This is a genomic window from Lentzea albida, assembly GCF_900111005.1.
In the GTDB taxonomy this organism is placed as follows: domain Bacteria; phylum Actinomycetota; class Actinomycetes; order Mycobacteriales; family Pseudonocardiaceae; genus Lentzea; species Lentzea albida.
Map to the genome: position 1 here is coordinate 133,126 of NZ_FOFV01000020.1, position 24,796 is coordinate 157,921.

General features: G+C 70.7%; 20 protein-coding genes. 5 read left to right on the forward strand and 15 right to left on the reverse strand.

From position 1 onward, the window contains the following. Positions 1 to 2: 2 nt before the first annotated feature. Positions 3 to 767, reverse strand: coding sequence for a hypothetical protein (locus BMY74_RS36745; protein ID WP_089924259.1), 765 nt, complete (start codon positions 765 to 767; stop codon positions 3 to 5). Between the two features lie 86 nt (positions 768 to 853). Further along, positions 854 to 1,144 carry a hypothetical protein gene (locus BMY74_RS36750; protein WP_089924263.1) on the reverse strand — a complete coding sequence of 97 codons (291 nt, stop codon included), beginning with the start codon at positions 1,142 to 1,144 and terminating at the stop codon, positions 854 to 856. Between the two features lie 227 nt (positions 1,145 to 1,371). Between BMY74_RS36750 and edd the strand changes: the two genes are divergently transcribed. Further along, on the forward strand, positions 1,372 to 3,228 hold the full coding sequence (gene edd, locus BMY74_RS36755) for a phosphogluconate dehydratase (RefSeq protein WP_177230099.1): 1,857 nt from the start codon (positions 1,372 to 1,374) through the stop codon (positions 3,226 to 3,228). 582 nt (positions 3,229 to 3,810) lie between these two features. Next, positions 3,811 to 4,446, forward strand: a complete 636-nt coding sequence (gene eda, locus BMY74_RS36760; RefSeq protein WP_245786560.1) for a bifunctional 4-hydroxy-2-oxoglutarate aldolase/2-dehydro-3-deoxy-phosphogluconate aldolase — start codon at positions 3,811 to 3,813, stop codon at positions 4,444 to 4,446. Positions 4,447 to 4,449: 3 nt separating this feature from the next. On the opposite strand, the gene BMY74_RS36765 is transcribed toward eda, so the two are convergent. The 3 genes from BMY74_RS36765 to BMY74_RS36775 all read right to left on the reverse strand — a co-directional run bounded on the left by BMY74_RS36765 (position 4,450) and on the right by BMY74_RS36775 (position 8,179). Further along, positions 4,450 to 6,987 (reverse strand): helix-turn-helix transcriptional regulator, encoded by a 2,538-nt coding sequence (locus BMY74_RS36765; protein WP_089924266.1) that lies wholly within the window; start codon positions 6,985 to 6,987, stop codon positions 4,450 to 4,452. Positions 6,988 to 7,223: 236 nt separating this feature from the next. Continuing rightward, positions 7,224 to 7,649 carry a zf-HC2 domain-containing protein gene (locus BMY74_RS46425; RefSeq protein ID WP_089924270.1) on the reverse strand — a complete coding sequence of 142 codons (426 nt, stop codon included), beginning with the start codon at positions 7,647 to 7,649 and terminating at the stop codon, positions 7,224 to 7,226. 2 nt (positions 7,650 to 7,651) lie between these two features. Further along, positions 7,652 to 8,179 carry a sigma-70 family RNA polymerase sigma factor gene (locus BMY74_RS36775; protein ID WP_089924273.1) on the reverse strand — a complete coding sequence of 176 codons (528 nt, stop codon included), beginning with the start codon at positions 8,177 to 8,179 and terminating at the stop codon, positions 7,652 to 7,654. A 259-nt stretch (positions 8,180 to 8,438) separates the two neighbouring features. On the opposite strand from BMY74_RS36775, the gene BMY74_RS36780 reads away from it, so the two are divergent. Then, positions 8,439 to 9,671: a DUF4142 domain-containing protein gene (locus tag BMY74_RS36780; RefSeq protein WP_089924280.1), complete on the forward strand. Its 1,233-nt coding sequence runs from the start codon at positions 8,439 to 8,441 to the stop codon at positions 9,669 to 9,671. Between the two features lie 3 nt (positions 9,672 to 9,674). Here BMY74_RS36780 and BMY74_RS36785 read toward each other — a convergent pair whose 3' ends face one another. From BMY74_RS36785 to BMY74_RS36795, 3 genes are read right to left on the reverse strand one after another with little or no spacing between them, the layout of a single operon-like run. Beyond that, a complete protein-coding gene (locus tag BMY74_RS36785; RefSeq protein ID WP_218159861.1) occupies positions 9,675 to 10,808 on the reverse strand; it encodes an AAA family ATPase in 1,134 nt (377 codons plus the stop codon). After that, positions 10,801 to 11,568, reverse strand: coding sequence for an RNA ligase family protein (locus BMY74_RS36790; RefSeq protein ID WP_089924288.1), 768 nt, complete (start codon positions 11,566 to 11,568; stop codon positions 10,801 to 10,803). Before BMY74_RS36790 ends, BMY74_RS36785 begins: the two co-directional genes overlap by 8 nt. A gap of 42 nt (positions 11,569 to 11,610) precedes the next feature. Further along, positions 11,611 to 12,372, reverse strand: coding sequence for a hypothetical protein (locus BMY74_RS36795; protein ID WP_089924292.1), 762 nt, complete (start codon positions 12,370 to 12,372; stop codon positions 11,611 to 11,613). Positions 12,373 to 12,517: 145 nt separating this feature from the next. Here BMY74_RS36795 and BMY74_RS36800 point away from each other — a divergent pair, with 145 nt between their 5' ends. Beyond that, positions 12,518 to 13,315, forward strand: a complete 798-nt coding sequence (locus BMY74_RS36800) for a S1 family peptidase (protein ID WP_089924296.1) — start codon at positions 12,518 to 12,520, stop codon at positions 13,313 to 13,315. 54 nt (positions 13,316 to 13,369) lie between these two features. On the opposite strand, the gene BMY74_RS36805 is transcribed toward BMY74_RS36800, so the two are convergent. From BMY74_RS36805 to BMY74_RS36835, 7 genes are all read right to left on the reverse strand, one after another. Next, positions 13,370 to 14,170: an alpha/beta fold hydrolase gene (locus BMY74_RS36805; RefSeq protein WP_089924300.1), complete on the reverse strand. Its 801-nt coding sequence runs from the start codon at positions 14,168 to 14,170 to the stop codon at positions 13,370 to 13,372. Between the two features lie 219 nt (positions 14,171 to 14,389). Further along, a complete protein-coding gene (locus tag BMY74_RS36810; RefSeq protein ID WP_177230100.1) occupies positions 14,390 to 14,848 on the reverse strand; it encodes a MarR family winged helix-turn-helix transcriptional regulator in 459 nt (152 codons plus the stop codon). 76 nt (positions 14,849 to 14,924) lie between these two features. Beyond that, entirely contained in the window at positions 14,925 to 15,434 is a 510-nt protein-coding gene (locus BMY74_RS36815) for a regulatory protein RecX (RefSeq protein ID WP_089924309.1), read from the reverse strand. A 13-nt stretch (positions 15,435 to 15,447) separates the two neighbouring features. Then, complete coding sequence (gene recA / locus BMY74_RS36820; protein ID WP_089924312.1) at positions 15,448 to 16,494, reverse strand: recombinase RecA; 1,047 nt, start codon at positions 16,492 to 16,494, stop codon at positions 15,448 to 15,450. A 147-nt stretch (positions 16,495 to 16,641) separates the two neighbouring features. Further along, positions 16,642 to 16,836: a DUF3046 domain-containing protein gene (locus tag BMY74_RS36825; RefSeq protein ID WP_177230101.1), complete on the reverse strand. Its 195-nt coding sequence runs from the start codon at positions 16,834 to 16,836 to the stop codon at positions 16,642 to 16,644. A gap of 9 nt (positions 16,837 to 16,845) precedes the next feature. After that, positions 16,846 to 18,102, reverse strand: a complete 1,257-nt coding sequence (locus BMY74_RS36830) for an MFS transporter (protein WP_089924315.1) — start codon at positions 18,100 to 18,102, stop codon at positions 16,846 to 16,848. A 53-nt stretch (positions 18,103 to 18,155) separates the two neighbouring features. Then, entirely contained in the window at positions 18,156 to 20,003 is a 1,848-nt protein-coding gene (locus BMY74_RS36835; protein ID WP_089924320.1) for an Hsp70 family protein, read from the reverse strand. Positions 20,004 to 20,112: 109 nt separating this feature from the next. On the opposite strand from BMY74_RS36835, the gene BMY74_RS36840 reads away from it, so the two are divergent. Beyond that, on the forward strand, positions 20,113 to 24,666 hold the full coding sequence (locus tag BMY74_RS36840) for an ATP-dependent helicase (protein WP_177230102.1): 4,554 nt from the start codon (positions 20,113 to 20,115) through the stop codon (positions 24,664 to 24,666). Positions 24,667 to 24,796 lie beyond the last annotated feature (130 nt).

Here is a 24,796-nt window from a genome sequence, read left to right on the forward strand (position 1 = left end):
TCCTAGTTGATGAAGCGGAGGTCGGAGATCGTTTCCGAGGCGACCAGGGCGACGTACAGGTCCGTGAGGCAGACGAAGATCAGCGAAGCCCAGGCGAGCTGCATGTGCCGGTTGTTCAGCTTGGAGATCTGCGTCCACGTCCAGTAGCGGACGGGGTGCTTGGAGAAGTGCTTGAGCCGCCCGCCCGCGATGTGGCGGCACGAGTGGCAGCTCAGCGTGTACGCGGCGAGCAGGCCCACGTTCACCAGCAGGATGATGTTGCCCAGGCCCAGGCCGGTGCTGAACGCCGAGACCGCGTCGTAGATGTTGACCAGCAACAGGATCGAGGCCGCGTAGAAGAAGTACCGGTGCAGGTTCTGCGCGATGAGCGGGAACCGGGTCTCACCGGTGTACTTGCTGTGCGGCTCGGCCACGGCGCACGCGGGCGGCGACGCCCAGGCCGCGCGGTAGTAGGCCTTGCGGTAGTAGTAGCAGGTGATCCGGAAGCCGAGCAGGAACGGGATGATCAGCAGCGGCGGGGTCAGGAAGCCCGGCAGCGCCGGGAACCACTGACCGAAGTGCGATGCCGCCGGGATGCACTCCTCGGTGAGACAGGGCGAGTACATGGGCGTCAGGTAGTGGTACTCGTCGACCCAGTAGTAGTTCCCCTGGAACGTGCGGAACGCCGCGTAGATCGAGATGAGCAGCAGGCCGACGAACGTCGTCAGCGGTGGCAGCCACCATCGGTCCGTGCGCAGAGTCCTGGCGGCGATCTCTGCCCTCGCCATTGGTCACCTTTCCGGGGGTCCACGTCGTTGTGGAGGAAACGCGTAACGGCCCCCGCTGACTGCGAGGGCCGTGAGTTCGGGCTGGGTCAGGTCCGGTGCCGGTACCCACCGAGTCCTTCGTCGTCCGCGTCCTTCCAGAGCGACTCGTCGTAGGGCGTGTCGGGCACGACCACGACCTCGCGTTCCACTTGAGGCGCTTCGCGCTGCCTCGGGGTGCTCAGGTCGACGAGTTCGGTGGCGTCGATGTCCATGCGCTCTACGTCGTTGGCCAGCCGTTGCACGGCCGCCACGTCGCCATACCTGGCGCGCAGGTTGCTGACGGCGTGCCGCATCTGACCGATGACCCGGCGCAGCTCGACGATCTCCGTGGAGTTCATGGGACACCTCCGTTCCAAGGTCGTGCCCCGCACTCTGCCCAATCTCAAGCCATGTGACAAGCACCACACGCCAAGATTCAAAACTGGCCCCCTCCCACTTACTGAATCGTTTTTGTGTCTGCGACCAGCCATGACTTACTGTGTGTGGCGTCACGCCCGTCCGTGGGACGCCACCGTTGTCGTCTCGTGAGGGCCCCACCACGGCCCGTGATGACCCGGAGACCCCCATGACCGAACTGCATCCTGTTCTGACCGAGGTGACGCGCCGGATCGCCGCTCGAAGCGCCGACTCCCGCCGCGCCTACCTCGAGCGCGTGGCCGCCGCCGCGCAGGACGGAACGTCCCGGTCCGGCTTCGCGTGCAGCAACCTGGCGCACGGCTTCGCCGGAATCACCGGCGGCGACAAGGCGGCGCTGCGCGCGCTGCGCAGGTCCAACGTCGCGATCGTGTCGTCCTACAACGACATGCTGTCGGCCCACCAGCCGTTCCAGGAGTACCCGGCCTGGATCAAGGACGCGGTGCGCACCGCCGGCGGCGTGTCCCAGTTCGCGGGCGGCGTTCCCGCGATGTGCGACGGCGTCACGCAGGGCCGTGACGGCATGGAGCTGTCGCTGTTCAGCCGTGACGTCATCGCGATGTCGACCGCCGTCGCCCTGTCGCACGAGATGTTCGACTCCGCCCTGCTGCTGGGCGTGTGCGACAAGATCGTGCCGGGCCTGCTGATCGGCGCGCTGTCGTTCGGGCACCTGCCGTCGATCCTGGTGCCCGCGGGCCCGATGGAGTCGGGCCTGTCGAACAAGGAGAAGGCCCGCGTCCGGCAGCTCTACGCGGAGGGCAAGGCGTCGCGCGACGACCTGCTGGAGGCCGAGGCCGCCTCGTACCACTCCCCCGGCACCTGCACGTTCTACGGCACCGCGAACTCGAACCAGATGGTCGTCGAGGTCATGGGCCTGCACCTGCCCGGCGCCTCGTTCGTGCCGCCGGGGACCGCGCTCCGCCGCGCCCTGACCGAGTACGCGGGCCGCCGCGCCGTCGAGATGGCCAAGGGCGAGGGTTACACCCCGATCGCGCACGTCGTCGACGAGAAGGCCGTCGTGAACGGCGTCGTGGCCCTGCTGGCCACCGGCGGCTCCACGAACCACACGATGCACCTCGTCGCCATCGCCGCGGCCGCGGGCATCGAGCTGAGCTGGGACGACTTCTCGGACCTGTCGTCCGTCGTGCCGCTGATCGCGCGGGTCTACCCGAACGGCAGCGCCGACATCAACCACTTCCAGGCGGCGGGCGGCGTCCAGTTCGTCGTCGGCACCCTGCTGGACTCGGGCCTGCTCCACGGCGACGTCACCACGGTCGCCGGCCACGGCCTCGACCGCTACCGCCAGGAACCGAAGCTCGTCGACGGCGAACTCACCTGGGTCGACGGCCCCGGCCGCTCGCTCGACCTCGACGTCCTGCGCCCGGCCACCGACCCGTTCGCCTCCGACGGCGGCCTGCGCATGCTCTCCGGCAACCTCGGCCGCGCGGTCATCAAGGTCTCGGCCGTGGCGCACGAGAACCACGTCGTCGAGGCCCCGGCCCGCGTCTTCACCACCCAGGAGGCGTTCCAGGAGGCCTTCAAGGCGGGCGAACTCGACCGCGACGTGGTCGTCGTCGTCCGCCAGCAGGGCCCCCAGGCCAACGGCATGCCCGAACTCCACAAGCTCACCCCGCCGCTCGGCGTGCTGATGGACCGCGGCTACAAGGTCGGGCTCGTGACCGACGGCCGCATGTCCGGCGCGTCGGGCAAGATCCCGGCGGCCATCCAACTGACCCCGGAGGCGGCGGTCGGCGGCCCGCTCGGCCGCGTCCGCGACGGCGACGTCGTGCGGCTGGACGCCACGGCCGGGACGCTCGAGGTGCGGGTGCCGGCGGAGGAGCTCGCGACCCGGCCCCTGGTGGACTTCCCGCCGACCAGCCGCGAGTGGATGGGCACCGGACGGGAGCTGTTCGGCGCGTTGCGCCGCAGCGTCGGGCCGGCCGACCGCGGGGCGACGGTGTTCGGTCCCATCACGGCCGACCACTTCGCGCCGGTCACACACCACTAGTCGGGGGCGGCGCGGCCAATATATTGGTCGTGGGCGCTGCTGACCTGCTGGTGAGCAGGTGGGACCGTGGACGACGAAGTCGACGGGCTCGCCGCGCGGGACGTGGGGCGACGAAGTCTTCGGGCTCGCCCCGCAGGACGGTAGGACGACGAAGTCGTCACGCTTGCCGTCCAGGTGGTGAGGCGACGAAGTCGTCACCCGCCGCGGGGTGGCAGGACGACGAAGTCGTCGGGCTTTCGCTCCGGAGTGGCGGAACGACGAAGTCGTCACGCTTGCCCTGCGGGGGATGGCACGACGAAGTCGTCGCCTTCGCCCCACGCGGTTGCGGGACGACGAACCCGACGGGCTCGCCGCTCAGGCGCGGTGGGGCGACGAAGTCGTCGCGTCAGCTGCGGCGGCGGGCTTCCCGCGACGACCTCGTCGCACAGACGTGGCGAGCCCGGCCGACGACGAAGTCGACGGACTCACCCACCGGGCGGCGGCCCACCGGCCACCCGCGGACGCCGCCCACCAACGCCAGACGCCACCAGCAGGCGGCCGGCCAGTATGCGATACATCGGTTTTCGATCAAGGAGTTGACCAGTGACCCACGGCGCGACCACCGGAGCCGACCTGCTCGCGCTCTCGCCCGTCATCCCCGTCGTCGTGGTCGACGACGCCGACCACGCGGTGCCGCTCGCCCAGGCGCTGCTGCGCGGTGGCGTCCGCGTCATCGAGCTCACGCTGCGCACGCCCGCCGCGCTCGCCGCGATCGAGAACGTCGCGCGCGAGGTGCCGGAGATCGTGATCGGCGCGGGCACCGTCACGGCGCCGGAGCACGCCGAGCAGGCGGCCAAGGCCGGAGCGGCGTTCCTCGTCACCCCCGGCACCACCGACCGCGTGCTCGACGCCGCCGACGCGACCGGGCTGCCGTACCTGCCGGGCGCGGCGACGGTGTCCGAGGTGATGCGGCTGGCCGAGCGCGGGCTCGACGCGCTCAAGTTCTTCCCGGCCGAGGCGGCGGGCGGGGTCGACTACCTCAAGTCGATCGGCGGGCCGATCCCGCACATCCGGTTCTGCCCGACCGGCAGCATCACGCCGAAGAGCGCGCCGAACTACCTCGCGCTGCCGAACGTCGGCTGCGTCGGCGGCTCGTGGCTCGCGCCCAAGGACGCGCTCCAGGCCGGCGACTGGGACCGCATCGAGACCCTCGCGCGCGAGGCGTCCCAGCTCGGCTAGAGCTCAGGACCACAGGGCGGCGACGAGCTCGGCCCGTCCCGCGATGCCGAGCTTGCGGTAGGCGCTCGACAGGTGCAGCTCCACGGTGCGCCGGGTGAGGTGCAGGGCTTCGGCGATCTGCCGGTTCGTGAGGCCCTGCACCGCCATCCGCGCGACCCGGTTCTCCTGCTTGGTGAGGCCCTGCACCTGGTCGTCCCCGTCGCGGACCTCGTCGCCCGCGAGCTTGGCCAGCGGGTGCGCGCTCAGGTGCCGGGCCAGCTCGAACGACCGCTGCAGGTGCTCGGTCGCGTCGGCACGGCCCTTGCGGCGCAGGTGGTGCCCGAGCCAGTACGACGACTGGGCGTGCAGCAGCCGGTGCGGTGTCGAGGCGAGGAGGTGTTCCGCCTCGGCGAGGACGTCGACGTCGTCGGTGCTGATGCCGACGCTCATCAACGCCGTCCCGACCACCCTCGGCGATCCCCACCGCTTGGCCAGGTCGAGTTCCTCGTGCGCGAGCCGTGCCGCGTCGTCGCGGTTTCCCAGCGCCAGGTAGGCGCGCACGGCGTGATGACGCCACGGGACCAGCGCCGGATTGGGCATCTCGCGCGCGGCGAGGCGCCTGCCCGCCTCCAGCAGGTCCTCGAGCCCGCCCTCCGCGTGGCACGACGCGAGCTTGAGCCGGCCGCGGGCGTAGACGACGTTGATGTGCTGCAGCAGGTTCCCGTCCTCGGCGACGAGCGGGGCGGCCTCGTCGAACTGCCCCATCTCGATGCACACCTCGGCCAGCTTCGCGGTCGCGAGCACGACGGCGGGGCAGTCCGCGCTGCCGGTCGACACCGGTGGCGTCAGGAACGTGTACGCGCGCGCCAGGTCGCCGCTGTTGTGGAACGCGGAGGCGCGGGCGATCATGCTGAGCGTCCCGCGGCGCAGGTGCGGGTCGTGCGAGACCGGCGCGGTGCTGTGCGAGAGCCAGAACTTGGTGATGTGCTCGGGGTTGTCGACGAGGACCGGCAGCAGGAACGTGAACGCGTAGGGCTCGCCGAACACGTCGACCCAGTCGCCCTCGAGGGCTTCGAGCGCGTGCCCGACGGCTTCGGCGTAGGAGTCACCGCTGCGCGCGTGGCCGATGGCGAGCAACGCCGACCGGGCGCGCTGGAGGTCGGGGGCCTGCGGGGTCTCGCCGACGAGGTCGTCGAAGTACTTGCCGGCGCAGTTGGCCATGCGCGCGTCGCGGTTGGCGGCCAGCAGGTAGGTGGTGCAGACGAGGTTCCAGACCATGTCGCGGTCCTCCGGCAGCAGCCGGGCGACGACCATGATCGCGAGCGAGACGGCGAAGTGCGCGTCCGTGCCCGTGCACATGCGCCGGATCAACGCCAGCGCGACGTCCGCGGACAGGTGCGGGTCCTCGCACCGCATCAACGCGTCGCGCACCCGGTCGCGCCCGGACGCGTTGTCCTGCAGGTGTTCCGTGTGTCCGAGCTGGACCTCGATCGCGAGCCTGTCCTGTTCGGACAGGTGTTCCTCCAGCGCTCGTTCCAGGTGCTCCACGCCGCCGGCCTCGCGCAACAGGCCGACGGCCCAAGGCAAGCGCACGGATCTGGCCTTCAGCACGTGCTCGGCGACGCGCTCGTGCGGCGCGTCCGACTCGAACAGCAGCCAGGCGGCGCGGGCGTGCGCGGCGGACCGGACCGCGATCGGCATGTCGGCGAGAATGCTGTTGCGCACGAACGGATACCGGAACGTCAGCGGGTCGGTGTCGGCGAGCACGCCGAGCCGGACGAGCGTGTCCACGGCGGGCAGCGCGTCGAAACCGGTGAGCGCGGACAGCAGTTCGATGCCGGCGTCGGAGTCCAGGACGGCCGCGGAGCGCGCCACCTCGGCGGCTCCCGCGTACTCGCGCAGCCGCATGCCGATCAGCTCGCCGACGGACGCCGATCCCTCGCCTTCCTCGCGCAGCAGGGCTTGCAGCAGGTAGGGGTTGCCTCCCGTGAGCTCGTGACAGCGCTTCGGGTCGCGGCCGGGGAGGTGCTCGGTGAGGACGCCGACGGCGGCGACGTCGAGGCCGTCGAGGTCGAGGCGGTTCGGGTGGGAGCCGGCGATCTCGGGCAGCGTGACCTCGTCCGTGGCCAGATATCCCTGGGACGCGCCGAGTGCGATGACGACCGGCATGTGCCGCAACCGGGGACGCAGGTAGGCGAGGGCGCGCTTGGAGAAGGTGTCGGCGACGTGCACGTCGTCGACGACCATCAGGATCGGCGCCTTGCGGGCGGAGTTCGCGGCGCGCGCGTACAGCTCCTCGAGGTCGTGCTCGTTCGCGAGGCACGGCGCGAGCTGGCGCACGACGGCGCCGGGGAGGTGGCTCTCCAGACGCGCGCTCTTGGCCAGGCGGACGGCGAAGCCGCGGTCGCGGGCCTCGGCGGCGAGCGCGTCGAGCACCGCCGTCTTGCCGATGCCGAACCCGCCGGTGACGACGACGCACGAGCCGGTTCCCGCGACCGCGTCGTCGAGCAGGCGTCCGAGAGTCGCGAGTTCCGCGTCCCTGCCGAGTAGTGGAGATGTCATCGCTGTCCACTCCCTGCCTTCGGTACCGAGAGGACCTCAGGTCGAAGGTGTCGGTGTTCCTTCGGTGGCGACCGTAGAGACCTGCGCTTCGTCGTCGGGCAAACTTACCCACAGGTAACGGTCGGCGGAACTGCGAGCTGTTCGCAGCCGGAGGGTGAGAGCGAGCGATGATCTTCGCCGGGCTGGTGCGCGCATGGGTGCGCCTCGCCTGCCTGCTCACCGGCTCCCGCCAGGACTCATCCGCGTTCGAGCAGCGGGAACAGCTCGGCGTGAGCGGGCTCGGCGCGGATGAGGGTGCTGACGTCGACGGGGTCGGCGTGCGAAGCGAGCGACTCCACGACCGACAGCACCGCGGCGATGGCCACCACGACGCCCGCCGCCACCACCAGGACGCTGCGCGCGATCGAGCACGGCCGGCGCCCGCCGGGCGGATCGTCCCGCAGCACCGGCCGCAGCACCGGCGCGAACTCACCGAAGTCGGCCGCGTCCCGGCGGCAGTTCTCGCACCCGGCTAGGTGCCGGGAGAAGGCGACTTGCTCCGCCGGGTCGAGCACACCCAGCGCGAACGCCGCCACGTCACCGCACGGAGCCTCCTGGCCCGCGCGGTCTTCCCGCTCCTGCTCCGCTCCCGCGTGCCCGTGATGTGGTTGACGGATCACCATCACTAGCTCCTGTCCTGCAGCGCCCGGCGGATCGTGTGCATCGCTTTGTAGAGCCGGGACTTGACGGTTCCTTCCGGGACTCCGAGAACGATCGCCGCCTCCTTCACCGTTCGTCCCATGACATACGTTTCGTAGACCGCTGAACGGTGTTCATCACTCAATTGGCGTACTACGTCGATGATAACCATCACCGAAAGTGTTTGTTCCGTGTCGTCCGGGGATTCGGCGATGTCCGGGCGCAACAATTCCACTTCCTGCGGACGCGCCTGGCGGCTGCGCCATCCGTCGATCACAATGCGACGAGCCACAGTACAAAGCCAGCCGCGCAACATCCCCGGTTCCCGAACGAGGTGCGCGGAGTTCTGCCAAGCCCTGATCAACGTCTCCTGGACGACGTCTTCCGTCCACTGGCGGTCGTAGTTGGTCAGGCACAGGACCTGCGAGAACAGCATCCGCTGAAACTGCCCGTAGAGCAGCGTGAGCAATTCTTCGTCCTGGTGGGCTTGTGCGACCTTGCCCTGATCACCCATGAAGCTGACGACCTCCCCAGATATCGGCGACGGGTTCGCTTCGGGCGGCAGTCCTAGCGACTCGGTGGCCGAGCGTGGAATCCATTGGATGGTACAGCGCGAACGCGAAAACCTCTCGGGTACGTAAATCGAGCGCCAATGGTTCGCGAAATGTGCTGTGATCCACATCACACGGCATCGTCATGCGTTCGGTGAACTCCGATCTCACCTGCGCGTATCACCTTCGAAGGCAGCTCGATCGTGGGGAGGAACGGGCACTATGCGTCACCGTTTGGGCACTCTGGGACAGCGCACTGCGCTGTTCACCGTGTTGTCCGTCGTATTTCTGGGGGCTTTCACCGGAGCCGTCCCGGCTCATGCCCAATCGACGGAAGTGACCTCGTCGGACCGTTCGTTCCTGGTATCCCTGCGCCAACTGAACTCCTGGCTCGTCCCGGTGAGCAAAGAAGTGCCTTCGCGCACCACGGACGCCGCCATCGCCAATGCCGGGCGGGACATCTTCGAGGGCCATTCGCGGCTCGACGTCGATCTCCGGAAAACAGCGCAGGAACTCGGCGTGATCATGCAGAACGACGTCAGCGGTGAACACCAGTCACTCATCGACGAGATGGCGGAACGCACCGGTGACAACCACGACCGCGCTTACGCGACGATCGTCCGGCAAGCGCAGGGCGGTCTGTTGGTGATGTCGGTCCAAACGCGGGCGACAACGCAGAACACCGAGATCCGGACGCTTTCCCATCAAACCGTCCAAACGCTGATCCGCACGATGACGGTCCTGGAGAACACCGGTAAGGTCGACCCGTCGGCACTGGAACTGGTGACCGCCAAGGCGCAGGTGAACGCGGTCCGCGTCCTCGGCCAGAACGTCGAACCGTCGGACCGGGAATTGCTCGTCCTGCTCACCCGGCATTCCCTGTGGCAGAAACCGGCGAGCCGCGAGAGCTCGGATCGCGCCCGTGACGCGAAGGTCCGCAAGGTCGCGGGTCAGCTCGCCGCCGAGCACACCCAGCTGACCCAGGCGGTCACGGAGGCCGCCCGCCAGATCGGCGTGGACCTCCCGTCCGAGCCCACGACGGAGCAGAAGTCGTGGGCTAACGCCATCTCGTCCAGCTCGGGCGCGGAGCTCGACACCATGTTCGCCAACCTGTCCCGCGCCGCCGACGGCTCGCTCATCACCCAGGTCGCCCACTCGCGCGCGACGACGAAGAGCCTTCCCGCGCGCATCGCGTCACAGACCGCCCTGACCCTGCTGCTCAAGCACATGCTGCTGCTCGAGGGCACCGGTCTGGTCAAGGCGAACTCGTTGCAGATGACCGACGTCCCGGCCATCGCGCAGTCGAAGTCCAGCAGCGGCCCGCCGCCGCAGGAGGGCGGTGGCTCGTCGACGAGTGTCGCCCTCCTGACCGGGATCGTCGTCCTCGTCGTCGCCGGCGCGGGCACCCTGTGGCTCGTCCGCGCCGTCGGCCACCACGGCGAACACCGCCGCTGACCGCTACCCACCGCTCGAGCGCGGTGCCGTGTCCACGCGTTCGACGGTGTGCGCCTCGGTGGGGTCGACCGCCTCCCACCTGTCGACGAGCCGGTCGATCACGGCGGCCGGCACCGGCGCCGGACGTGCGCGGTTGCGGGCGTGGACCACGTCCTTCGGTGCTTCCAGCCCGACCAGGGTGACGCGGGCGTGGTAGTCCGCGGCGAGCCCGATGCAGCGCTCGCGGAGTTGCTGGGAGATGTTGGTGGCGTTCCAGACGAACGGCTCCCCCGCCCGCAACAGCACGCGGGCCTCCTCGAACGCGGCGGCGGCCACCGCGCGCTGGTCGCCGTCGGGTGCGATGCCGAGCCGGGCACGCACCGCGTCGAGGCTCACCACCGGCAGACCGGGCCTGTTGTGCGCGATCCAGTGGTCCTTGCCGACGCCCGGCAGGCCCGACAGCACGGTCACCTCGACGCGCGTGTCGTCGTAGGCGGCGTAGTCCGGGTCGCGGCCGGGCGTGCGGAAGTACTGGAAGCGGGCGTGGTCGGACGGGAAGACGCGCGGGCGGTCCAGGCACGAACGCTCGCGGCAGTACTCCTCGAACAGCGCGATGTTCTCCAGCACCGACTCCGCGTCACCGCAGATCCGGCCGAGGATGTCAGCGCGGGCGAGCGTCGCCAGGTCGTCGTTGCGCGCGAGCAGGCTCACCCGGAACGCGATGCGGTCGAGGTCGGGCCGTTCCAGCGCCCAGAACGGCACCTGGTGGTGCCGCACCAGGGCGGCGACGTGCTCGCGCCAGGCGATCGGGCGTCCCATCTCCCACAACAGCCTGCGCGCCAGCAGGTCACCGGCGCGCGAGTGGCCGTGCGCGGTGACACGGCCGTCGGCGATCTGGGTGCGGAACGGCTTCGCGGCGTCGTGCAGCAGCACCGTCGCGAACAACCGAACGCGGTCCGCCTCGGAACGAGCTCGCCATTCGGGCAACGACACCAAGGCCTCGCACGCCATCCGGGTGTGCGTGGCGACGTCACCTTCGGCGTGGTGCACCGGGTCCTGCGGCACGCCCTTCATGGCTCGGACCCACGGGAACGCCGCACGCACGGCGTCCCAGTCCAGCGTCCACTCAGGACCGGAAGGGCAGAGTTCCTCAAACACTGGCCACCACCTGGTTCGGCAGGATCGGGCGGTCCTGCCAGTGGCTGCCCGAGTCGAGCACGGCGGTGAGGAACGTCGGCCGCACCCACTTGTAGCGCCCGACCGTGCGTCCGTCCTCCTCCACCTTGACGTAGAGGCCTTCCATGTCGTCGTCCGAGTCCGTCTCCGCGACGACGACCTCCGGGTCCTGACCGGCCGCGCGCGCCGCGCCGACCAGCGCGTCACGCCAGCCGGAGGTGCGGCACGTGGACGGGCCGACCAACGCGGTCAGGTCCTTCAGGCGCCGCAACGGCCCCTCGTGCAGCACCGGCACGGACACCACCGGCGTGCCCGCGAGCAGCCGCCGCCGTTCCGGAGTGGACAGGAACTCACCCGAAGAGCGGTCGAGCACGTCGAACTCGCAGAAGTGGTGCGGCAGCGCGTCGTAGAAGACGGTGTGCTTGGCGTACAACCATTCCCCGTACAGCACGTACCGCGTGCCGAGCCTCTCCCACAGCACGCCCTGGTGCGTCGCGGCCCACGCCTTCAACGGCGCGAACTGGCGTTCTCGCGGTCCACCTGTCAGGAAATGGCCGCGTGACTGGAGTTTCAGCACGCCGCCGGAGTCGAAGCTGATGCCCGCGTTGGCACCGTCGAGCTTCTCCTCGACGACGAGGTGCCGCCCCGCGATCGCGCGGAACGGCACCTGGTCGAGGTCCTCGTCGCCCGGTTGCAGGCGCGAGCCCTCGAGGTGGGGCGTTCGCGGGTACTTGCGCAACATGCCCCGATTTGTAACCCGCCGGCGTGCTCGCGGGCCACCGGTTTACGCCTGGCCGACGAACGCCGCCTTGTCGGAGTTGAAGGTCGGCTCGAACACGAGCTGCATCTCACCGGGCTGCGCGCCCACCGAGTACGCGACGTGGAACGTGTACGCCTTGCCGGGCAGCACGGTCGCCGAGTCGACCGTGCTGTCGCAGGCACCGCCGCTGTCGAACACCCTCTCGGCCTTCTGCCCGTTGAACTGCGCGTCGGTGCCCATCGACATCAGGGCGGTCTCGAACGCGGCGGTGGTGCCGTTGGTGATGGTGACCTCGAACTTCACCGCGCGGGTGATGGTGGACGGCGACGCGAACTTGCCGGGCGTGCACGCGACCGGCGCGGCGACGTCGATCGAGAGGCCGTTCGCCCACGAGTACCTCTTGCCCCAGGTCGGGTTCTCGGCCAGCGCGTTCTGCTTCGCGGTCTCGCCGGGCGCGCTGACCTGCCCCTGGTTCACGTCCCCGTTCAGGATCTTGTCGAGCTCCTTCACGGCGGCCTGCTGCGCGACCACCGTCAGCACGATCGCGAGGACGCACAGGGCGACGCCGACGAGCGCGAGGACCTTGCGGGTGCCGAACAACGCGATGACGCCGAGCACGATCCCGACGAACGCGGCGACCGCGGTGAGGTTGTTGAGGAAGATGACCCACGAGCCGACGACACCGACGATGCCGAGGATCACCGCGGTCCAGGCGAGCGCGCCGAACCTCGCGGGCTTCGGCGGTGCGACCGGGGGCTGGGCGTAGACGGGCGGCGGGTAGGTCATCACGGCTCCTGTCGGCGGCGACATGTGACCACCACGTCGATTGGTCCGCTTCACCCGTTAGCACCACCGAACGCGCTCACCCGATCGAACTACAAGGGGCCAGGCGGCCGACTCCCGAAGGTAGCTGACTGACTACGATGAGTGCATGGTTCGACTCGTCGGAACTCTGCTGGCCGCGATCACCGCACTCGGCGTCGTACCAGCGCCCGCCCAGGCCGCGGTGGACTTCAGCGGCACCGTGAAGCTCAGCAACTGCTCCGGCTCGCTCGTCCGCCCGCCCTCCTCGGCCCCCGACGACAAGGCGCTCGTGCTCACGAACGGGCACTGCGTCGACCTGATGAAACCGGGCCAGGTGCTCGTCGACCAGCCGTCGGACCGCACCTTCACGTTGCTCGGCGGCTCCGGCTCGCAGATCGCGAAGCTGCAGGGCACCAGGCTCGTCTACGCGACGATGACCGGCACCGACGCCGCGCTCTACCGGCTCGACAAGACCTACCGGCAGATCGAGCAGCAGCACGGCAGCCGCGCGCTGGAACTGTCGGCCGCGCGCCCCGTCGCCAAGTCGGAGATCCGGATCGTCTCCGGCTACTGGACGAGGATCTACTCCTGCCAGGTCGACGACTTCGTCCACCAGGTCAGGGAGGCGAGCTGGACCTGGAACGACTCGCTGCGCTACACGCCCTCGTGCAACACCATCGGCGGCACTTCGGGTTCGCCGATCATCGACGCCGCGAGCGGCAAGGTCGTCGGCGTCAACAACACCGGCAACGAGAGCGGCGGCCGCTGCACGATGAACAACCCGTGTGAGGTCGACGCCGTCGGCCAGATCACGGTCCGCAAGGGCACCAACTACGGCCAGCAGACGTACGGCTTCGCCGCCTGCTTCGCCCCCGGCACCCGGCTGGACCTGTCGCTTCCCGGCTGCGAGGTCGCGAAGCCCTGAACGCGAAGGAGCCGGGACGCCCCTGCCCGCGTCCCGGCTCCTCCGTCTCTCCCCCTACCGCGCGGCGCGCACGATCAGGTCGGCCACGGTGTCCGGGTGCGACACGGCCACCGAGTGCGAGGCTCCCCGCACCTCGACGACCGCACGGCCGTGGGCGCGCTCGGCCATCCACTTCTGCGCGGCGATCGGGATGTTCTTGTCCTTGCCCGCCACCACGAAGTACGACGGGATGGTCTTCCACGCGGGCTCGCCGGCCTTCTCGTTCAGCGCGGTGTCGTTGATCGGGCGCTGGGTCGCCGCCGCCAGGGTCGCGTCCTCGCGGGACACGTCCGCCGCGAACTGCTGCCAGTACTTGTCCTGCGCGATCACGAGATCGGTCGTGCCGTCGCCGAGGGCGATGGGCCGCACCGCCTCACCGAGGGTGCTGCCGGGCAGCTTGTTCGACAGTTCGAGAGCGCTCTCGCCCTTCTCCGGCGCGAACGCCGCGACGTAGACGAGCGCCTTCACGTTCGGGTTGCCGAGCGCCGCCTGCGACTGGACCATGCCGCCGTAGGAGTGTCCGGCGAGGACGATCGGGCCCTCGATCGTGGCCAGCACCTGCTTGAGGTAGTTCGCGTCACCGGTGACGGACCTGAGCGGATTGGCGACCGCCACCACCGGATATCCCTTGCGCTGCAGGCGTTCGACGACACCGTTCCAGCTGGACCCGTCCGCGAACGCACCGTGCACCAGCACGACGGTCGGCTTCTTGGCGCCCTTCTTCCCGGCGTCCTCCGCGGCACCTGCGCCAGACGGGACAACGGCGGCCAGCGCCAGCAGCGTCCCCAGAACCGCGAACACCTTGCGAACTCGCATTGGTCTCTCACTCTCTCATCGGGCACCGTGGCGGTGGTGCATCGCGTTCGATTAGGTCGTGCACGATGTAAGTTACCCGACGAGTTACCTCGCACGCGATGTGTTTCAGGCCACTAGTCAGCGCCGGGAGGCGACGCCGCCGATCGATCGCTCCTTCGCGCTAGCCGCACCAAGGGTTTCCGGGGGCCGGTCACTCCATCAGGCGGCCTTGCCCAGGCGTCACGCCTCGCGCTCGGCCCCGTGCTTCACCCGCTGCAGCGCCTTGCGGAGGATGGCGATCTCCTCCAGCGTCATGCCCAGTGCCGCGCCGAGCTGGTTGAACATCTCAGCGCCGATCCACCGCAGGTCACGGCCCTTGTCGGTGAGCTGCACGAGCACGGACCGCTCGTCGTCGGGGTGCGTCACGCGCACCAGCAGACCACCCTTCTCCAGGCGCTTGATCAGCGGCGAGAGGGTGCTGTACTCCAGGTCGAGCTCGCGCACGAGCTCCCGGATCGGCCGCGAGTCCCGCTCCCACAGCAGCAACATCACCAGGAACTGCGGATAGGTGATGCCCGCCTTGTCGAGGATCGGGCGGTAGAAGCCGGTGACCGCCCGCGACGTCGTGTAGAGGTCGAAGCAGAGCAGGTCCGAGACCGTGGGGGTCACGGCGGACGGCGCATCGGGAGTAGTGCTCACGCGATTCAGGCTACTCGGCACGAACCGGCCGGGCGGCGTGATCGAGTGCGGCACGGCGAACCGGGCCGGCCCCGGTCTACGACCAGGGCTCGTCCAGTGCCGACGCCTCGGCTCCCTCGTTGCGCAGTTCGTCGCGCACCACGCGGTAGGCGAGACCTTCTGCGTAACCCTTGCGCGCCAACGCACCCACGAGCCGGCGGATCTTCGTCGTCTCGTCCACGCCGGACAGGGTGCGCAGGCGTTTGCGGACGAGCTCGCGGGCGCGCTCTTCCTCGGCCTCGCCGTCGACCGCGGCGACGGCCTCGGCCACCACCTCGTCCGCCACACCCTTGCGGCGCAGTTCCATGGCCAGGGCACGGCGGCCCAGACCGTTGTACGTGTGCCGGGAACGCACCCACATCTCGGCGAACTGCGCGTCGTCGATCAGGCCGGCGCGGTCGAACTTGCCGAGCACGACCTCGGCGGCACCGGCGCTGATCCCCTTGCGCAGCAGGGCGTCGTGCAGCTCCTGCCGTGAGCGGGCCCGAGCGGTGAGCAGCGCGTAGCAGATGTCCCGCGCCTTGCGCTGCTCCTCAGCCTCGTCCAAACCCCACTACCTCTTAGAACTCGACCGGCGCGGCGGGAGCCGCCTCTTCGGCGTCGAGGGTGGCGCCGATGCCGAGCTTGTCCTTGATGCGCTTCTCGATCTCGTTCGCGATGTCCGGGTTGTCCAGCAGGAACTTGCGGGCGTTCTCCTTGCCCTGGCCCAGCTGGTCGCCCTCGTAGGTGTACCAGGCACCGGACTTGCGCAGGATGCCCTGGTCGACACCCATGTCGATGAGCGAGCCCTCGCGGCTGACGCCCTTGCCGTAGAGGATGTCGAACTCGGCCTGCTTGAACGGCGGCGCGACCTTGTTCTTCACGACCTTGACCCTGGTGCGGTTGCCGACGGGCTCGCCGCCGTCCTTCAGGGTCTCGATGCGGCGCACGTCCAGGCGCACGGAGGCGTAGAACTTCAGCGCCTTACCACCGGTCGTGGTCTCCGGGGAGCCGAACATCACGCCGATCTTCTCGCGCAGCTGGTTGATGAAGATCGCGGTCGTGCCGGACGCGTTGAGCGCACCGGTGATCTTGCGCAGCGCCTGGCTCATGAGGCGGGCCTGCAGACCCACGTGGTTGTCGCCCATCTCGCCCTCGATCTCGGCGCGCGGCACGAGAGCGGCGACCGAGTCGATGACCAGGATGTCGAGCGCTCCGGAGCGGACCAGCATGTCCGCGATCTCCAGCGCCTGCTCACCGGTGTCGGGCTGCGACACCAGCAGCGCGTCGGTGTCGACGCCCAGCTTCTTCGCGTACTCCGGGTCGAGGGCGTGCTCCGCGTCGATGAACGCGGCGATGCCGCCGGCCTTCTGGGCGTTCGCGACGGCGTGCAGGGCGACGGTGGTCTTACCGGAGGACTCAGGACCGTAGATCTCGACGACGCGACCCCTCGGCAGGCCGCCGATGCCGAGCGCCACGTCCAGCGCGATCGCGCCGGTCGGGATCACCTCGATCGGGGCACGGCCCTCCTCGCCGAGGCGCATCACGGAGCCCTTGCCGAACTGCTTGTCGATCTGCGCCAGGGCCAGCTCGAGCGCTTTGTCCCGGTCGGGTGCTGCGGGTGCCATCTTGGGTCCACCTTTTGTCGTCTGCCGTTGCTTCGTCATGTTGGACCTGACGCTACTGGCGGGGTCTGACAATTCTGCGAAGCCGGGGGTAGCGGCCACTGTAGCCGAACACGTGTTCGAGCACACGTGACACTCCGAACCGCCATCTCAGCGGCGGTTCTCGGGAACTTCGAAGGCGTCGCAGACCGCGACCCAGACCTCCTTGGCGCCGATCCCGGCCTCCAGGGCCTGGTCGGCGGTGCGGCCGCCGAGCGACGACAGCACGTGGTCGTGGGCGATCATCTCGGCCCTGAGCTGGCCGAACTCCCCCGCCATGAGTTTGCGGAACATGGTGATGCGCACCGAACGACCCTAACGAACGGGCTTTCGCAGGGACGCGAAGAGGCACACCACGAGCAACGGCAGCGCGGTGAACCCGACGATCAGCCCGAGCGCCGCGTAGGACCACGCCGTGACGACGATCCCGGACACCGCTCCCCCGACCGCGCCACCGACGTTCATCACCAGGTCGGAGAGCCCCTGCGCGGCCGGCCGGTCGTCCACCGGCACGGACTCCGTCAGCAGCGCGGACCCGGCGACCAGCCCGGCCGACCAGCCGAACCCGAGCAGCGCCAGTCCCACGGCGAGCTGCGGGGCGTCGTGCGAGGGCGCCATCCCCGCGACCCCGGACGCCGCCACCACGAGCGACGCGCCGAGCGCGAGCACCGGCACGCGGCCCAGCCGGTCCGCCATCCACCCGAAAAGCGGGCTCGCGGCGTACATCGCGGCGACGTGCAGGCTGATCACCACGCCGACCACGCGCAACGACGACCCCGAGTGGTTCATGTGCACGGGCGTCATCGACATCAGCCCGACCATCGCCGTGTGGCACAACGTCACACCAACGAGTGCAAGCCTGGCCATCGGCCCGAGCGTTCCCCAGACCTTCAGACCACCGGGGGCCGCGCTCGAGCCGCCCGCGCAGTGCGCAGGTTCAACCGGTCGTGTGCTCTTCACGACGACCAGCGGGTCCGGCCGCAGCCCGAACTGGATCACCAGCACCGCGGCGCCGAGCACGACGGCCGCCAGCAGGAACGGCCCCGCGTCCGCCGGCAGGCCGAGGGAGCCTGCCACCCGCCCGGCGGGGTCGGCGAGGTTGGGACCGATGACGGCGCCGATCATGGCCGCCCACACCACGCGCGAGAGTTCACGCGCACGGCGGTGGGGATGCGCCAGGTCCGTTGCGGCATAGCGGGCCGCGTAGTTCGCGCTGGAGGCTCCTCCGAACAGGAGCAGCCCCACCAGCAGCAGCTGCCACAGGCCGAGGCCCACGGCGACGGCGGCGACCAGTGCGCCGAGCCCGCCCATGCCGTAGCCGAGGACGAGCGCGGGACGCCGTCCGCCGCGCTGGGCGAGGCGGGCACCGGGCAGGGCGAGCACCGCGGCACCGGCGACGGCCGCGGTCTGCGCGAGTCCGCCGACGGCCTCGGACCCGGACAGGGAGGCGGCGATCAGCGTGCTGAACGCGAGGCCGATCGTCACGGCCGCCGACCCGAGCACCTGGGTGCCGGTCAGGACGCGGACGACCTTGCGCTGCACGCGTTCGACCTGCGGCGCGACGGTCACCATGATCACGATCGTGGCACGGTCCGGCGGCGCGCCGACAGGTCCATCAGGGGCGGTTACTCACCCGGTTGCACGGACTTCTCGAAGAAATCGGCCATTTCGTCGGCCTTGAGCTCGTCCGCGTTCTCCTCGGCGGTCTTGGTGAGGATGCCGAACATGGGGCGGTCCTTGGCCGTGAACACCAGCACGCCGGTGCCGCTGGAGGTGGCCACGCGGTAGGCGCCCTGCAGGCCGTTGCCGGTCCAGTCGGCCTCGACGCGGTCGGTCTGGAACGACTTCGCGATGGCGTCGGCGTTGTTCTCGGCGCCGGTGACGCTGTCGGTGAGGATGTACTGCACCGCGTAGCCGTCGCGGATCGTGCAGCTCACGACCGTGCCCTTGATCTCCTCCATGCCGGTGATCTGCGCGGAGTCGGCCTTCTCGCAGCCGCCGCCGTCCGGCACGGTGCCCGCGAGCTGGCGCAGGCACTTCGTGAAGCCCTGGCCGTCCTGCGAGGTGTCGTCCTTGCACTCGTCGGCGCTGGGCAGGCCGGGACCGGACAGCGCGACGACCGCGCCGATGATGCCCGCGACCACGAGGACCGCCGCGCCGGCGCCGATGAGGACCTTCTTGTTGTCCTTCTTCGGCGGCTGCTGCTGCGGGAAGTTCGTCGGGTAGCTGCCGCTGACGTTCGGGTTCACCGGGTAGGTGCCGCTGCCCGAGTACGCGCCGCTCGGGTAGGAACCGCTCGGGTAGGACCCGCTCGGGTAGGAGCCGCTGATCACCGGGTTCGGGCCGCTGACGTTCGGGTTGACCGGGTGCGGGCCGCTCACGGCGGGGCTGACCGGCGCGGTCACGACCGTGGGCGGCTCGACGAACTTGGGCTTGTCGTCCTCGGGCTTGAGCGTGATCGTCGCGCGGTCCACGACCTGCGCGCCGGACGCGACGATCGTCTCCGGGTGGTCGGGGTTGGTCGGGACGATGCCGACCTTCTCCGCGATCATCTGCGCGACCAGCGGCATCCGGCAGGAGCCGCCGACGAGGTAGACGTGCTCGGGCGTGACACCGGCCTTGCGGACCGTGGAGATGAGCACCTCGGTGCTGCGGATCAGGCTCGGCCTGACCAGGGCCTCCAGCTCGGCGCGGGTGATGACGACCTTCTCGAACGGCTCCGGCATCAGCACCTCGACCTGGGGCAGCTCGGAGAGGTCCTCCTTCGCGAGCCGCAGTTCCTCGCGCAGGCCGAGGCGCGCGCGGTGGTCGTCGACGGTGGTGGGGCGCAGCAGCCGCTGCCAGCCGGCCGGGTCCTTGTGCGAGACCATGCGGCCGATGTGCTCCAGCAGCGCCTGGTCGATGTCGAGGCCGCCGACGTCGCTGAGGCTGCCGTCGGCGAGGATGCGGTGCTCGGAGTCGAGCACGGAGACGTCGAACGTGTCGGCGCCGAAGTCGTAGACGGCGAGGGGGCGGCCGCCGCCCAGGGAGGCCACCGCGATGGCCTCGGGCACGGGCACGAGCTCGCCGGTCATGCCCGCGAGCCTGGCCGAGGACAGCAGCTTGTTGCGCCTGCTCGGGCCCCATTCGGCCGGGTGCGTCAGGCGGATCTCGTCGAGGTGCTCGCCCTTGAGCAGCGCCGTCACGGCCTCCATGACACGCGCGTAGATGGCCGCGAGCGCGTCGTTGGTCGGCAGGTTCTGCTCGCCGAGCCTGATCGTCGCCTTGTCGATGTGGCGCTTGGGGTTCGCCTCGTAGCGCGACGGGTCCTGGCGCGAACGCCGCTCCGCCTCCCTGCCGACGCGCAGGGAGCCGTCCTCGTCGAGGTAGACGGACGAGGGCATCGTCGGCCCCCCGTCCACATCCACCACACCGTGGTCGGACAGCACCGCAACCGTGTTGGCGGTGCCCAGGTCGACGGACAGGACGCGCACCGTGCTCCCCTCGAAGGACGTACCCGGTGATCGTGCCACAGCGGGCTTCGGCGGGTGCTCGGACCTGCGTAATCAGAAATTGTCGGACCCCGGCGTCATGATGGTCGCCATGGACGTGATGGAGGCATTCTCACCGGCGACCAGGCAGTGGTTCGCCGGAGCCTTCGCCGCGCCCACGCAGGCCCAGACCGGGGCGTGGGCGGCCGCGGCGGCGGGCGAGCACGCGCTGGTCATCGCCCCGACGGGCTCGGGCAAGACGCTGGCCGCGTTCCTGTGGGCGCTCGACAGGCTGGCGTCGTCCTCCGTGCCGGAGGAGCCGAAGCGGCGCTGCCGGGTGCTGTACGTCTCGCCGCTGAAAGCCCTGGCGGTGGACGTCGAGCGCAACCTGCGCGCGCCTCTGACCGGCATCCGGCAGGCCTCGCAGCGGCTGGGGCTCGCGGAGCCGTCGATCGCGGTCGGCATGAGGACGGGCGACACGTCCCCGGAGGAGCGCAGGGCGTTCGGGCGCACGCCCCCCGACGTGCTGGTGACGACCCCGGAGTCGTTGTTCCTGCTGCTGACGTCGTCGGCGCGGGAGTCGCTGCGCGGCGTCGAGACGGTGATCGTCGACGAGGTGCACGCGGTGGCGGGCACCAAGCGCGGCGCGCACCTGGCGTTGTCACTCGAAAGGCTGGATTCGCTGCTGGACAGGCCGGCGCAGCGGATCGGGTTGTCGGCGACGGTGCGGCCGGTCGAGGAGATCAGCACGTTCCTGGCCGGTGGGCGGCCGGTGTCGGTCGTGCAGCCGAAGACCCCGAAGGTCATCGAGGTCGAGGTGGAGGTGCCGGTCGAGGACATGGCGCAGCTCGGCCAGCCGACCGGGGAGGTGTCGGGCTCGGCGGCCGGCGCCGAGCAGCGCACGTCGATCTGGCCGTCGGTCGAGGCGCGCGTGCTGGAACTGGTGCGGGCGCACCGGTCCACGATCGTCTTCGCGAACTCGCGGCGGCTGGCGGAACGGCTGACCGCGCGCCTGAACGAGCTCGCGGAAGAGGCTTCCGAGCTGGAGTCCGAGCCGGAGTCGTTCCCCGCCGAGGCGATCGGCCAGTCCGGCATGACGGTGCAGAAGACCGCGTCCGTGGCCCGTGCGCACCACGGCTCGATGTCGCGGGAACAGCGCACGTCGGTGGAAGAAGACCTGAAGTCGGGGCGCCTGCCCTGCGTCGTGGCCACGTCGTCGCTGGAGCTCGGCATCGACATGGGCTCGGTCGACCTGGTGGTGCAGGTGGAGGCGCCGCCGTCGGTCGCGTCCGGGTTGCAGCGCGTCGGCCGCGCCGGGCACCAGGTGGGCGCGGTGTCGCGGGGCGTGATGTTCCCGAAGTTCCGCGGTGACCTGGTGTCGTGCGCGGTGGTGGCGGAGCGGATGAGGGACGGCGCCATCGAGGCCGTGCGGTTCCCGCGCAACCCGCTCGACGTGCTGGCGCAGCACGTCGTCGCGATGGTGGCGATGGAGACGTGGACGGTCGAGGAGCTGACGGCGCTCGTGCGGCGGGCGGCGCCGTTCGCGGGGCTGCCCGACTCGGCGCTGAACGCGGTGCTGGACATGCTGTCCGGCCGGTACCCGTCCGAGGAGTTCGGCGAGCTGCGGCCGCGGATCACCTGGGACAGGGTCAACTCCGAGCTGCGCGGCCGTCCTGGTTCGCAGCGGCTGGCGGTCACGTCCGGCGGCACGATCCCCGACCGGGGGATGTACACCGTGATGACGCCACCGTCGGAGAACGGTCCGGGCTCGCGCGTCGGCGAGCTCGACGAGGAGATGGTCTACGAGTCGCGGGTCGGCGACACGTTCCTGCTGGGCACGTCGTCGTGGCGGGTCGAGGACATCACGCACGACCGGGTGATCGTGGTGCCCGCGCCGGGGCAGCCCGCGCGGATGCCGTTCTGGAAGGGCGACGCCCCCGGCCGTCCGCTGGAACTCGGCCGTGCGATGGGGAAGTTCCTGCGCGAAGTGTCCACGATGGAGGATTCGGCCGCGCGCGAACGGGCGGTGTCGGCCGGACTCGACGAGTGGGCGACGGACAACCTGCTGGCGTACCTGGGCGAGCAGCGGGAGGCCACGCGGCACGTGCCGAACGACAGGACCGTCCTGGTGGAACGGTTCCGCGACGAGCTGGGCGACTGGCGGCTCGTCGTGCACTCCCCGTTCGGCGCCCAGGTGAACGCGCCGTGGGCGTTGGCGATCGCGGCCCGGCTGCGCGAGAAGCGCGGTGTGGAGGTGCAGGCCGCGCACTCCGACGACGGCATCGTGCTGCGGCTGCCCGACGCGCTGGACCACGAGGGCGCGGAGGTGACGGCGGGCGCGGAGGACGTGCTGCTCGACCCCGACGAGGTCGAGCAGATCGTGGTCGCGGAGGTGGGCGGTTCGGCGTTGTTCGCGGCCCGGTTCCGCGAGTGCGCGGCCCGGTCGCTGCTGCTGCCCCGGCGTGATCCGAAGCGGCGCACCCCGTTGTGGCAGCAGCGTCAGCGGTCGGCCCAGCTGCTGTCGGTCGCCGCGAAGTACGAGAGCTTCCCGGTGGTCCTGGAGGCGATGCGCGAGTGCCTTCAGGACGTCTACGACGTGCCGGGCCTGAAGGAGCTGATGTCGGACGTCCGCGCGCGCAAGGTGCGCGTGGTCGAGGTCGAGACGCCGTCGCCGTCGCCGTTCGCCCGCAGCCTGCTCTTCGGGTACGTCGGCATGTTCCTCTACGAGGCGGACGCCCCGCTGGCGGAACGGCGGGCGGCGGCGCTGTCGCTCGACTCGACGCTGCTCGCGGAGCTGCTCGGCTCGGAGGCGATCCGGGAGCTGCTCGACCCGGAGGTCGTGGCCGAGGTCGAGCAGAGCCTGCAGCGCCTCTCCGAGGACCGCCGCCCGCGCCACGCCGAGGACGCCGCGGACCTGTTGCGGTTCCTGGGAGACCTGTCGGACGCGGAGGCGCTCGAACGCGGTGTGCCCCGCGAGTGGCTGGACGAGTTGCTGGCGCAGCGCCGGGTCATCCGGGTCCGGATCGCCGGCGAGGAACGCACGATCTCGATCGAGGACGCGGGCAAGGTCCGCGACGCGCTCGGCGTCGCCCTCCCGGTCGGCGTGCCGGAGGCGTTCACCGAACCGGTGGCGGATCCGCTGGGCGAGCTGCTGAGCCGTTACGCCCGCACGCACGGTCCGTTCCCCGCCTCGGAGCCCGCCGCGCGCTTCGGCCTGGGCGTGGCCGTGGTGACGGGCGTGCTCGAACGCATGGCGGCCACGGGCCGGTTGGCGCGCGGCGAGTTGCGTCCCGGCGGCACGCACACCGAGTACTGCGACGCCGACGTGCTGCGCCGCCTGCGCCGGGCGTCGCTCGCGCGGCTGCGGTCCGAGGTGGAGCCGGTCGAACCGGCCGCGCTGGGCAGGTTCCTGCCGCAGTGGCACGGGCTGGGCCGCCGGTTGCGCGCGGCGCCGACGCTCGACGACGTGTTCTCGGTGGTGGAACAGCTCGCCGGAGCACCACTTCCGGCCAGCGCGCTGGAGTCGCTGCTGCTGCCGTCGAGGTTGCCGGGCTACTACCCGGCGCTGCTGGACGAGCTGACGGCGTCCGGCGAGGTGACGTGGACGGGGTGCGGCGCGCTGGCGGGCGGCGACGGCTGGATCGCGCTCGCCCCGACCGACGTGGCCGACCTGCTGCTGCCGGACCTGGTGCCGGAGTCGATCCCGGAGTCACCGCTGCACACGGCGGTCCTGGAGGCGTTGTCCGGCGGAGCGTTGTTCTTCCGCCAGGTGGTGGACCGGGCGTCGGCGTCCGTGACGTGCACCGACGCCGAGGTCGTCGGCACGCTGTGGGACCTCGTCTGGGCGGGCCTGGTCACGAACGACACGCTGTCGCCCCTACGAGCCCTCGTGTCGGGCGGCGGCGCCGCCCACAAACCCCGCCGAGCCGCCCCCCGAGGCCGCTACGCCCGCCTGCGCTCCCGCCCGGACATGCCTTCGCGCACGGGCCCGCCCACCGCCGCCGGCCGCTGGTCGCTCGCGGTGACCCCGGCCGAAAGCCCGACCCGCCGGGCCCACGCGCGAGCCGAGGCCTTCCTGGAACGCCACGGCGTCCTCACCAGAGGCGCCCTAGACACCGAGCGCGTGACGGGCGGCTTCAGCGGCGTCTACAAGGTGCTGCGGGCCATGGAGGAGTCGGGCCAGGTCATCCGCGGCTACGTCGTGGAAGGCCTGGGCGCGGCCCAGTTCGCGGCCAGGGGCGCGGTCGACCGCCTGAGGGCGCTGTCCCGCCCACCGGGCCAGCAGTCCCAGGCCGACCAGACCGCGGTGGTCCTGGCAGCGGCCGACCCGGCCCAGCCCTACGGCGCCGCCCTGGCGTGGCCGGACCCGCTCGGCGAAGGCAAGCACAGGCCGGCCCGCAAGGCAGGCGCGCTGGCCGTCCTGGTGGACGGCATGCCCGCCCTGTACGTGGAACGAGGAGGCAAGTCCCTGCTCTCGTTCACCGACGACGACCCCACCCTCCGCACGGCCGCGAACGCCCTGAGCCGAGCAGTCCGCGACGGCTGGCTGGGCCAGCTCGCGGTCCAGCGGGCCGACGGCGAGGTGGCGCTGACCTCGCACCTGGCCACGGTCCTGCAGGAGGCGGGCTTCCGCGCAACCCCGAAGGGCCTGCGCCTGCGGGCCTGACCCAAGCCTCCGCCTGGCAGGGCAGGGCTGGGCTGGGTTGGCCGGGCGGCGGCTGGACGAGCCGGATCGGGCGAGCCGGGCTGGGCGAGCCGGGCTGGGTCCGGCGAGCCGAGCTGGGCTGGGTCCGGCG

Excerpts from the sequence above, each read along its gene's own strand:
- BMY74_RS36745 (WP_089924259.1), bottom strand. The coding sequence starts at position 767 with ATGGCGAGGGCAGAGATCGCCGCCAGGACTCTGCGCACGGACCGATGG.
- BMY74_RS36750 (WP_089924263.1), bottom strand. The coding sequence starts at position 1,144 with ATGAACTCCACGGAGATCGTCGAGCTGCGCCGGGTCATCGGTCAGATG.
- edd (WP_177230099.1), top strand. The coding sequence starts at position 1,372 with ATGACCGAACTGCATCCTGTTCTGACCGAGGTGACGCGCCGGATCGCC.
- BMY74_RS36765 (WP_089924266.1), bottom strand. The coding sequence starts at position 6,987 with ATGACATCTCCACTACTCGGCAGGGACGCGGAACTCGCGACTCTCGGA.
- BMY74_RS46425 (WP_089924270.1), bottom strand. The coding sequence starts at position 7,649 with ATGGTGATCCGTCAACCACATCACGGGCACGCGGGAGCGGAGCAGGAG.
- BMY74_RS36775 (WP_089924273.1), bottom strand. The coding sequence starts at position 8,179 with ATGGGTGATCAGGGCAAGGTCGCACAAGCCCACCAGGACGAAGAATTG.
- BMY74_RS36780 (WP_089924280.1), top strand. The coding sequence starts at position 8,439 with ATGCGTCACCGTTTGGGCACTCTGGGACAGCGCACTGCGCTGTTCACC.
- BMY74_RS36790 (WP_089924288.1), bottom strand. The coding sequence starts at position 11,568 with ATGTTGCGCAAGTACCCGCGAACGCCCCACCTCGAGGGCTCGCGCCTG.
- BMY74_RS36795 (WP_089924292.1), bottom strand. The coding sequence starts at position 12,372 with ATGACCTACCCGCCGCCCGTCTACGCCCAGCCCCCGGTCGCACCGCCG.
- BMY74_RS36800 (WP_089924296.1), top strand. The coding sequence starts at position 12,518 with ATGGTTCGACTCGTCGGAACTCTGCTGGCCGCGATCACCGCACTCGGC.
- BMY74_RS36805 (WP_089924300.1), bottom strand. The coding sequence starts at position 14,170 with ATGCGAGTTCGCAAGGTGTTCGCGGTTCTGGGGACGCTGCTGGCGCTG.
- recA (WP_089924312.1), bottom strand. The coding sequence starts at position 16,494 with ATGGCACCCGCAGCACCCGACCGGGACAAAGCGCTCGAGCTGGCCCTG.
- BMY74_RS36830 (WP_089924315.1), bottom strand. The coding sequence starts at position 18,102 with ATGGTGACCGTCGCGCCGCAGGTCGAACGCGTGCAGCGCAAGGTCGTC.
- BMY74_RS36840 (WP_177230102.1), top strand. The coding sequence starts at position 20,113 with ATGGACGTGATGGAGGCATTCTCACCGGCGACCAGGCAGTGGTTCGCC.